This window comes from Pseudomonas sp. FSL W5-0203 (assembly GCF_001896155.1).
GTDB classification, from domain to species: domain Bacteria; phylum Pseudomonadota; class Gammaproteobacteria; order Pseudomonadales; family Pseudomonadaceae; genus Aquipseudomonas; species Aquipseudomonas paracarnis.
The window spans coordinates 93,512-102,510 of record NZ_MPOR01000022.1; the positions used below are offsets into that span (position 1 = coordinate 93,512).

7 protein-coding genes are annotated in these 8,999 nt (G+C 59.9%); 2 read left to right on the top strand and 5 right to left on the bottom strand.

The window, feature by feature from the left end; translation table 11 throughout:
- Positions 1 to 13: 13 nt before the first annotated feature.
- The 3 genes from BOP96_RS19165 to BOP96_RS19175 are packed head-to-tail and all read right to left on the bottom strand — an operon-like array spanning position 14 to position 2,647.
- Positions 14 to 355: a cupin domain-containing protein gene (locus BOP96_RS19165; protein ID WP_073453705.1), complete on the bottom strand. Its 342-nt coding sequence runs from the start codon at positions 353 to 355 to the stop codon at positions 14 to 16.
- A gap of 26 nt (positions 356 to 381) precedes the next feature.
- Positions 382 to 1,788 carry an NAD(P)/FAD-dependent oxidoreductase gene (locus BOP96_RS19170; protein WP_073453707.1) on the bottom strand — a complete coding sequence of 469 codons (1,407 nt, stop codon included), beginning with the start codon at positions 1,786 to 1,788 and terminating at the stop codon, positions 382 to 384.
- 49 nt (positions 1,789 to 1,837) lie between these two features.
- Positions 1,838 to 2,647: a helix-turn-helix transcriptional regulator gene (locus tag BOP96_RS19175; RefSeq protein WP_014718396.1), complete on the bottom strand. Its 810-nt coding sequence runs from the start codon at positions 2,645 to 2,647 to the stop codon at positions 1,838 to 1,840.
- Positions 2,648 to 2,904: 257 nt separating this feature from the next.
- On the opposite strand from BOP96_RS19175, the gene BOP96_RS19180 reads away from it, so the two are divergent.
- Positions 2,905 to 3,177, top strand: a complete 273-nt coding sequence (locus tag BOP96_RS19180; RefSeq protein ID WP_014718395.1) for a DUF1652 domain-containing protein — start codon at positions 2,905 to 2,907, stop codon at positions 3,175 to 3,177.
- 264 nt (positions 3,178 to 3,441) lie between these two features.
- Here the strand turns inward: BOP96_RS19180 and BOP96_RS19185 are convergent, their stop codons facing one another.
- Positions 3,442 to 5,904, bottom strand: a complete 2,463-nt coding sequence (locus tag BOP96_RS19185; protein WP_073453709.1) for a UvrD-helicase domain-containing protein — start codon at positions 5,902 to 5,904, stop codon at positions 3,442 to 3,444.
- Between the two features lie 217 nt (positions 5,905 to 6,121).
- Between BOP96_RS19185 and BOP96_RS19190 the strand changes: the two genes are divergently transcribed.
- Positions 6,122 to 6,817, top strand: a complete 696-nt coding sequence (locus BOP96_RS19190; RefSeq protein WP_073453710.1) for a pirin family protein — start codon at positions 6,122 to 6,124, stop codon at positions 6,815 to 6,817.
- 72 nt (positions 6,818 to 6,889) lie between these two features.
- On the opposite strand, the gene pgm is transcribed toward BOP96_RS19190, so the two are convergent.
- Entirely contained in the window at positions 6,890 to 8,533 is a 1,644-nt protein-coding gene (gene pgm, locus BOP96_RS19195; protein WP_014718392.1) for a phosphoglucomutase (alpha-D-glucose-1,6-bisphosphate-dependent), read from the bottom strand.
- Positions 8,534 to 8,999 lie beyond the last annotated feature (466 nt).

Sequence of the window (8,999 nt, forward strand, 5' to 3'; positions counted from 1 at the left end):
AAGGATCAAAGCGTTACAGAATCAGGACATAGGTCTTGCGCACGGTTTCCTGGATATCCCAGATACCGGTGCTATTGGCTGGCAACATCAGTGCGTCACCGGCTTGTATGTGCAGGGTTTCCCCGTCGTCGGGCGTGAAGGTGCAGCGCCCTTGGATGAAATGGCAAAACTCCTGGGACGTGATCTGCCGACGCCAGCGCCCCGGGGTGCAGGCCCAGATGCCGGTCTCGACGCCATCGTTGCGCTCCACGCTCAAGGTGGAGGCCACGGCGATGGGCTCGCCCAGGGGCACCGCCACCGGTGATGAATCTGGCAGTGGGGTGTTCAGCGTGTCTTTGAATTGCATGATGCTCATGGGTTTTCCCCTGTGGGTGGAACGAGTCAGTGCATGAAGCCTTCCATGAAACCGGCAACGCCGGTTGCCAGCTTGCGGCGCCAGGGCGCAGTGTTGGGGTTGGCCAAGACCTGGTCTTCATGGACAAAACTACGAATGATCGCGTTGTAACCCAGCCAGCGGCACGGCTCCGGCTCCCAGGCCTTGAGTGCTTTGAGGCCGCCTTCGCGAATCACCCAGGGTTGTTGGGTCAGCAAGGTGTCGCGGCCGAGGATCAAATCGGCCAGGGTGCGGCCGCCGAGGTGGGTGGCGCCCACGCCCTCCCCGCCATAGCCGCCGGACAGTGCGATGCCCGTGGCGTGGTCACAGAGCATGTGCGGACGAAAACGGCGCGACATGCCGAGGTTGCCGCCCCAGGAATGGGTAATCTTGGCCTTTTTCAGCTGTGGGAAGAGTTCGCCAAACAGGTAGCGACGCAACTCCACTTCGCTGTCGGTCAGGTCGAAGTTGTGCCGCAACTTGCCGGCAAATTGATAGCCACCACGGGCGCCGAAGACCAGACGATTGTCGGCCGTACGCTGGCCGTAGGTGACCTGTCGGCTGCTCTCGCCAAAGGCCTGACCCTGACTGAGCCCGATGTCTGCCCAGGTGCTGGCCGGCAGCGGTTCGGTGGCGACGATCAAACTCTGCACCGGTAACTGGTAGCGGCCCAATGGGGGCAAGGTATTGGCGTAACCCTCGACAGCAGGCACCACCCAGGCGGCGCGCACGCTGGCCTTGGCGGTGCGCAGGCCGCCGGACTGCCAATGGGTCACGGGGCTGTTTTCGTAAATGATCACGCCCTGATTCTCAACCGCCCGCGCCAGGCCACGCACCAGCTTTGCCGGGTTGATCGTCGCGACGTGGGGGGCATAGATGCCGCCATAAGGCTTGGCAATGCGGACCTGCTCGGCCAATTGCTGCGGGCTGAGCCAGCGGTAGTCGTCTTCGGTGAGGCCCTGGGCGTACAGCTTGTCCAGATAGCGGCGCAGGCTGACTTCCTGCTCGGGGTAGCGTGCGGCGCAATACAAGGCGCCGCCTTTGCGGTAGTCGCAGTCAATGCCTTCGCGGGCCAGCACCTGGGCCACTTCATCAGGGATACCGTGCAGCAGGTCAAACGAAGCGCTCCGGTGCTGAGGGGCAAGCTCAGCCAGCAGTCGGTCTTCCCCCAAGAGGTTGCCCATCAACCAGCCACCATTGCGACCGGATGCGCCAAACCCAGCAGTCTGTGCCTCGATGATCGCGATTTTCAGCTCGGGGGCCTGGCGCTTCAGGTAATAGGCGGTCCACAGGCCGGTGTAGCCGGCGCCGATAATCGCCACATTGACGTCCAGGTCGTGCTCCAGCGATGGACGCGCTAACAGCGGGTCGTCCAACTGGTCCATCCATAAACTGATATTGCGCCATGCCGGCATGCCAGCTTCCCCTACCTCGGTTCGATAGGGCCGATCCTAGAGTGCAGTGTCAGGGGCTGTCTTGCGCGCGTGCACGCAGGGAAATTTGTTTGAGGTACGCCTTGGGCGATTGCCCGGTGTGCTGGCGAAAAGCGCTGTAAAACGCCGAGAGTGAATTGAAACCGGCCGCAAAGGCCAACTCATCAACTTTGACCGGCGCGGTGGCGTGATCCAGCGCGGCCAGTAAATGCTGGAGTCGCGCCTGGTTGACGTAGCGATAGAAGCTCTGCCCCAGCACTTGGTTCAGCAGGTAGGACATCTGGTTGCGACTGTAGCCACAGGCCTTGGCGACCCGCTGCAGATCCAGCTCCGGGTCCAGATACGGCTGCTGACGCTCAAAATATTGTTGCAGGTCATTGGCCATATAACCCAACTGCTGGGGCGACAGGCCCAGGCGGCTGACCGTAGGGCGCAAGGCCTGGGCTGGTTGCTCGTGCACCAGGGACGCATATTCATTCACCCGCCAAATCAACCCGTCGCGCACCGTAATGGCCTCACTGGTACGAAACGACACCAGGCCCTGGCCGCCACGCAAGGTGATGCGGTACTGGATAAACGCCGTATCGCCATCGGCGCGGATGCGGTCAGTGTGTTCAATGGCCTCATCCGCCTCACGGGGCATGCTGGCTTGCAAGTACTCGCGCAACTCGGCATAGCCCACCACACGGTTCTGGAAAAAATCGTGGTACTGGATCTCGGGATGGTAGTAAGCCATCACCCCGTCCAGATCGCGATGACGCCAGCACAGGTGATGGCGCAGCACCAACTGGCCGGTAGCGTGGGAATTCTGACACTCATCGTCTGGGGCGATGTCGGGCATATTGGGCTCTACGACGGGAGAAAATATTTGAGAGTGCCGAAGTTTACCCGCCCCTTCAATGGTCAAATCGAGCGCCTGACTAATGGCCTTTTGCCTATTCCTCTGTAGGACATGATCTATATCAAAACCAGGCGAAAGAACCGCCGAACGGGCGCAAAAAAGTCACCTTGCAGTTGCGAACGAATGCTATTTTTAAGCCCTAGATGTCATGACCAGCGAAGGTCCTGGCCCCTGCCGCGAGCTAAAGGAAGCGCTCAATGAACAAGGTGGGCAACATGAACAAAGTAACATTTCCCAACGCCTGCCAGCTGATGCGCTGGCATTTTCACCCGATGGGCTTCGAGGGCAGCATGGACGCCCCCGGCAGCATGATCGCCCGCCTGTTCGACCGGGCCAGCGGCGAGACGTTGATCGCTATCGCGGGGATTCCGTGCGCTACGGTGATGAACGCGGCTGATGTGGAGCGCATCATCGAGGCCGTGGAGGATGAATTGGAGAGTTTCGTGCCGCCGGTTTCGTTGCGGGCGTGAGGCGGGGCTAACCGCCCCACTCTGACGGTAACCACGATGCGAAGCGAGTCGCTCTTGATCTGCTTTTGATCTCAGGCGCCCCGTTCCAACTGTGTCGCCTGTCAGGCCGCCGTCGCGAGCAAGCCCGCTCCCACAGTTGGATCGTGGAGTGTCAGGTAGATAGGCGTCGGCTGTCAGGCCGCCATCGCAGGCAAGCCAGCTCCCACATGTTCGATCCCGTGTTGTCAGGTAGAGACGCGTCGGCTGTCGGGCTCTTATCGCAGGTCAGCCAGCCCCCTTCGGCGCACGCTGATCATCAAAAAACACCTTCCTGCCATCCACCCGATCAGACGCCCTGGGCACATTCACGCCTTGGCCTTCCGGCTTCTCCACATACCAATAGCAATGGCTGACCGCCCGGGTGATCCCCACATAGGCCAGGCGCAACACCTCGTCTCTCTGGGCATTGTCATAAGGCTCACTGTCGCCATCCTTACCCAAGCCCGCCATGCGATAGACCTGATTCTTATACGGCGAGCTGGTGACATGCTGACAATCGCCCAGCAAAAACACCGCATCCGCCTGCAAGCCCTTGGCACTGTGATAAGTCAGCTGTTTAAGCCTGCGCGCCTGAGGCGCCGAGCTAGAATCCACATTAACTACAGATTGAATATGCTCTTGAATCAATAACTTATCGCTACTTTTTCGATAAAGCATCAGGATCGAATCGCCCCGCTGATAGTGCTCGAGCAACCGCTGCCCCAGTGCCGCGTCGTCACGCTCCAACACCGTGACGGGCACCAATACCTTGGGCTCGCCACTGGCCTTGGCCTTCTTGCCCGGGATGGCCGGCGCGCTACGGACGATATGTTCGGCAGCGTCGATGATGTGCTGGTGGCTGCGGTAGTTCTCGCCCAGCATCACGCGGGTGGTGCTGGGCGAAACAAACTCCTTGTTGAACTCCATGAAGTACTTGGGCGAGCTGCCGCGCCAGCCATAGATGGATTGCCAGTCATCCCCCACGCACAGCAAGGATGAGCGTTGGGCTGCGCGCCCGACGTGCATGGCCGGCCCACGGCTGCGGATTTCGCGCAGGCTGGCGCGGATCCAGGACACGATCTGCGGCGATACGTCCTGGAATTCATCGATCATCAAGTGCGACATCGGCCGCAACAAGGGATCACTCAGCAGCTTGAGGTTCTCCGGGGTGTTTTCGCCAAACAGCGAGAACATCCGGTTGTAGGTCATGATCGGCGGCGATTGTTCCAGCAGGTGATCTTCCAGCGCCTTCCAGAAAATGCTCAGGGCCTCGAAGAACAGCCGATCCGGGTCGTCCTTGGCAAAACTCATCTGGCCAACCGCCGTGGGGACATCCAGGCCGAGGTTCTCGATAAACCCGGCTGCCATGACAAAACTGTCCAACAGGGGCGCCGAGGCGAGTTCGCCTTTAACCTTGTAATCGAAGCCTGGCCCGGCCGTGGCATCGCCGCCCAGACTGCTCAAAAGGCGCTTTGAAGATTCGTAATTATCCATCCATATCAGTGGCTTATTACAGAAAGCTTGAAACAACGTGCGCTTTACTGCCCATTCTGCACGCACCGAGAGTTTCGAATTCGGCCGACTGATCTGCGGGTTTTCACGCCCATCGAACCCCAGTACCACCCAGGCGTCCAGCTCCGGGATGTAGCCGTGGCAATGAAATCGCGCGCCGTTGATTTCAAAGGTCTGACGGCTGGGTTCGATACCTTTGATCGGCCAGGCACCGGCGCGAAACCACAGGTCCTCAATCACATCACAGAGTTCTTCATCGCGCTTGGCGGCCAATTCAGTCACGGCCATACGCTTTTGCACGTCAGGATGATCGCGCTCCAGCTCCTTGAGCTGAAGGCTATGGCGGGCCAAGGGTGCAATCAACTCGCGAAAACGCTGATGGCGGCCATACAAGCGGTGATAACAAGCGTTCATCTGCTGGCGCTGGGCGTCACTGATACGCAGGTCGAAGGCGTTGCTGTCGGCGTCTTCAAAACCACCGCTGAGGTTCTCAAAGGCCTGCAGCCGCTCAAAACCCGGCAGGCTGCGCACCATCGGCAGGATGCGCGAATGAAAGGTGCGCACCAGCGCCTGGGCTTCCTTGCTGCCAAGGGGTTGGCCCCACAGGTTGAGAATTTCCATGAGTTTGTTGATAAAGTCCTTGCGCGACTCGCGGGTGAACGTCACCACAGTCATCGAACTCAGTTCAAAGCCCAGGTAATGGCTGAGCAGCAGGATGCGCAGCACCAGGGACGTCGACTTGCCAGCGCCGGCCCCCGCAATCACTGAGGTCGAGGGGGTGTCGCTGAAGATCATCTTCCATTGCGCCGCGCTTGGCTGCGCATGGGCTGGCAGCAGGCGCGCGACATCGGCCTTCATGCGCTTCTTCACCTCTGCGGTGAGCGGCAATCGCCAATCGTCGAACAGGCTGTCATCTATGCCTGGCGCACGGTGCTCATCGGGGCGAAAGTCACGAATCAGCAGGACTTGTCGGCCCTCCTCGATGCCATCAGCCCTACCCTCACGGTAACCGTACTCAACGCCCGCCTCATGCCCACTGCGAAAGCCGTCGGCCTGGCCATGCAACCAGGAAAACCTGTGCTGCGCACGCAAACGGGTGAGGCCATGGCCGAACAGGCGCGCGGCAAGCCGCTTCAACAACGGCATTTCAGCCAAGGGGCGCAGTTCGGGGGGTAGATCAGGCTGTTGTTGCGACACGCGGACTCCTGCGGTGAGCTTGTTTTGACCAAGCCGTCATGGTCGCCGGAAACGCCGCTCAGTTCCAGCCAAATGCTTTGTTGTCATGCAGTTAGGCGATGAAGTGAAAGTGAACACCGGGGTTAAACATCGAATAAATGAATCATAAACAGGCATTTTTTACGCTTTTTCTCGATCATGCGCTGCTGGATGATAGGTTCATCAACAGGAGACGATCATGCTTGAACTTCGACCTTTCAACACACTGGGCGGCGCCCACCATGGCTGGCTTGACGCTCATCACCACTTTTCCTTTGCCGAATACCACGACCCCCAGCGCATGCACTGGGGCAACTTGCGGGTGTGGAACGACGACATCATCGCCCCCGGCAGCGGCTTTCCCCAGCACCCGCACCGCGACATGGAAATCATCACCTATGTGCGCGAAGGGGCCATCAGCCATGCCGACAACCTGGGTAACAAAGGCCGCACCGAAGCCGGCGACGTGCAAGTAATGAGCGCGGGCACCGGCATTGCCCACAGCGAGTACAACCTGGAGGCCACGCCGACCAAAATCTTCCAGATCTGGATCATCCCCAATGAAGCCGGCTTGCCACCGTCCTGGGGCGCCAAACCGTTTCCACAAGGCAACCGCGAGGGCTTTGTAACCCTGGCCAGCGGCAAGGCTGGCGACAGTGAAAGCTTGCGAATTCGTGCGGATGCACGCTTGGTGGCAGCTAACCTGAAAGCTGGAGAAAGCGCGGAGTATCGGCTGGGCAGTGGCCGCCGGGCGTACCTGGTGCCCGCCACGGGCGTGATTGACGTCAATGGCGTGCAGGCAAAGGCGCGAGATGGTGTGGCGGTTGAGGATGAACAGGTATTGCGGGTAACGGCGATTGAGGACAGCGAAATCGTGCTGGTGGACCTGGCCTGATCTCAACTCTTGTTGCTATCTAATGTGGGAGGCGGCTTGCTCCCTCCCACACTTCTACCGCATGAGTGTCAGTTATTGGCTGATTGCACCATCAACCAACACCTGCGCCTCCTCCACCAGTTGCTTGAGGTGCTCTTCGCCAACGAAACTCTCGGCGTAGATCTTGTAGATGTCCTCAGTGCCCGAGGGCCGTGCGGCAAACCAACCGTTTTCGGTCATGACTTTCAAGCCGCCAATCGCCTGGTTGTTGCCCGGCGCATGGCTGAGGATCTGCTGAATGGTCTCCCCGGCCAATTGCGTGGACGTGACCTGCTCCGGCGACAGTTTGCCCAGCAGGGCTTTTTGCGCTGGAGTGGCTTTGGCATCCACACGGATAGCGAACGGCTCACCGAGGGCATCGGTCAGGCCGCGGTAGATCTGGCTGGGGTCCTGACCTTTGCGCGAGGTCATTTCCGCGGCCAGCAAGGCCGGGATAAGGCCGTCCTTGTCGGTGCTCCACACGCTGCCGTCCTTGCGCAGGAACGAGGCACCGGCGCTTTCTTCGCCGCCAAACCCCAACGACCCTTCAAACAAGCCATCGGCAAACCATTTGAAGCCCACTGGCACTTCGTACAGGCGACGACCAATACGCGCTGCGACGCGGTCGATCAGGCCGCTGCTCACCACGGTCTTGCCTACGGCTGCATCGGCGCGCCAGTCCGGACGGTTCTGGAACAGGTAGTCGATGGACACCGCCAGGTAGTTGTTGGGCGCCAGTAAACCTCCGGAAGGCGTGACAATGCCGTGGCGGTCGTGGTCCGGGTCGCAGGCGAAGGCAACGTCGAAACGCTCCTTGAGCCCGATCAGACTTTGCATGGCGTAGCTGGAAGACGGGTCCATGCGAATCTGGCCGTCCCAGTCGACGCTCATGAAGCGGAAGGTTGCGTCGACCTCGGTATTCACCACCTCCAGGTTCAAGCGGTAGTGCTCGGCAATCGCCGACCAGTAGCGCACCCCTGCTCCGCCCAGTGGGTCCACGCCCAAGCGCAGGTCGGCGCTGCGGATCGCGTCCATGTCGATCACATTGATCAGGTCGGCCACATAGCTGTTGAGGTAGTCATGGCGATGGGTGGTGTCGGCCTTGAGCGCCTGGGCGTGAGTGATGCGCTTGACCCCGGCCAGCTTGTTGGCGAGCAGTTCGTTGGCCTTGGCTTCGATCCACTTGGTGACATGGGTATCAGCCGGGCCACCGTTAGGCGGGTTGTACTTGTAGCCGCCACTTTGCGGCGGATTGTGGGACGGTGTAATCACAATGCCGTCCGCCAGGCCGCTGGTACGGCCGCGGTTGTAGCAGATGATGGCGTGGGAAATCGCCGGCGTCGGCGTGTACTCGTCGCCCTCGGCCAGCATCACATGCACGCCGTTGGCCGCCAGTACTTCCAAGGCGCTGGCACCGGCTGGCGTCGACAATGCATGGGTATCCAGGCCGACAAACAAAGGGCCAGTGATGCCCTGCGCTTCGCGGTACAGGCAGATGGCCTGGCTGATAGCCAGCACATGCCACTCGTTGAAACTCAGTTCAAACGAGCTACCGCGGTGCCCGGAAGTACCAAAAGCCACACGCTGAGTGGAGATCGCTGCATCAGGCTGGCCGGTGTAGTAGGCCGTGACCAGTCGCGGGATATCCACCAGCAACTGGGCTGGCGCCGGTTTGCCCGCAAAAGGACTGATAGTCATGCATAAACCTCGAAAAGAAGGATTCGGAAAAAATGAAAGTTTACTGGGACTTGGACTACTGCGCGACGGTATCGATCCGACAGCCTGAAGAGAAATTTCGGATAATTGAGGTGAGGATATGCACTCGGCCTGACAGCCTGATTGGCCGTCAGCCCCCTATCGCTGCATCGGTATCTACACAATTTTGGTGCGACGCTGGACCTGTGGCGAGGGAGCTTGCTCCCGTGACGGCCCTGCAGACGGCGCTGATCTAACTGACGCGCCGAGATCTCAATGTGGGAGCTGGCTTGCCTGCGAAGGCGGCCTGACAGTCAACACAGTTGGACCGTGTACATATCCATTCCTGCGGTTAAGGCTACTTAGGGTTCCGCCCTGACGGCGGCTCACTTTTGAAAAGCGCAAAAGTAAGCAAAACGCTCTTGCCCCACCACTCGGCACCTCGCTTAGGCTCGGTGTGCCCGTAATC

Bases quoted from the DNA above. Each gene is read 5' to 3' on its own strand.
- BOP96_RS19190 (WP_073453710.1), top strand. From the start codon at position 6,122: ATGCTTGAACTTCGACCTTTCAACACACTGGGCGGCGCCCACCATGGC.
- BOP96_RS19165 (WP_073453705.1), bottom strand. From the start codon at position 355: ATGAGCATCATGCAATTCAAAGACACGCTGAACACCCCACTGCCAGAT.
- BOP96_RS19175 (WP_014718396.1), bottom strand. From the start codon at position 2,647: ATGCCCGACATCGCCCCAGACGATGAGTGTCAGAATTCCCACGCTACC.
- BOP96_RS19180 (WP_014718395.1), top strand. From the start codon at position 2,905: ATGAACAAGGTGGGCAACATGAACAAAGTAACATTTCCCAACGCCTGC.
- pgm (WP_014718392.1), bottom strand. From the start codon at position 8,533: ATGACTATCAGTCCTTTTGCGGGCAAACCGGCGCCAGCCCAGTTGCTG.
- BOP96_RS19170 (WP_073453707.1), bottom strand. From the start codon at position 1,788: ATGCCGGCATGGCGCAATATCAGTTTATGGATGGACCAGTTGGACGAC.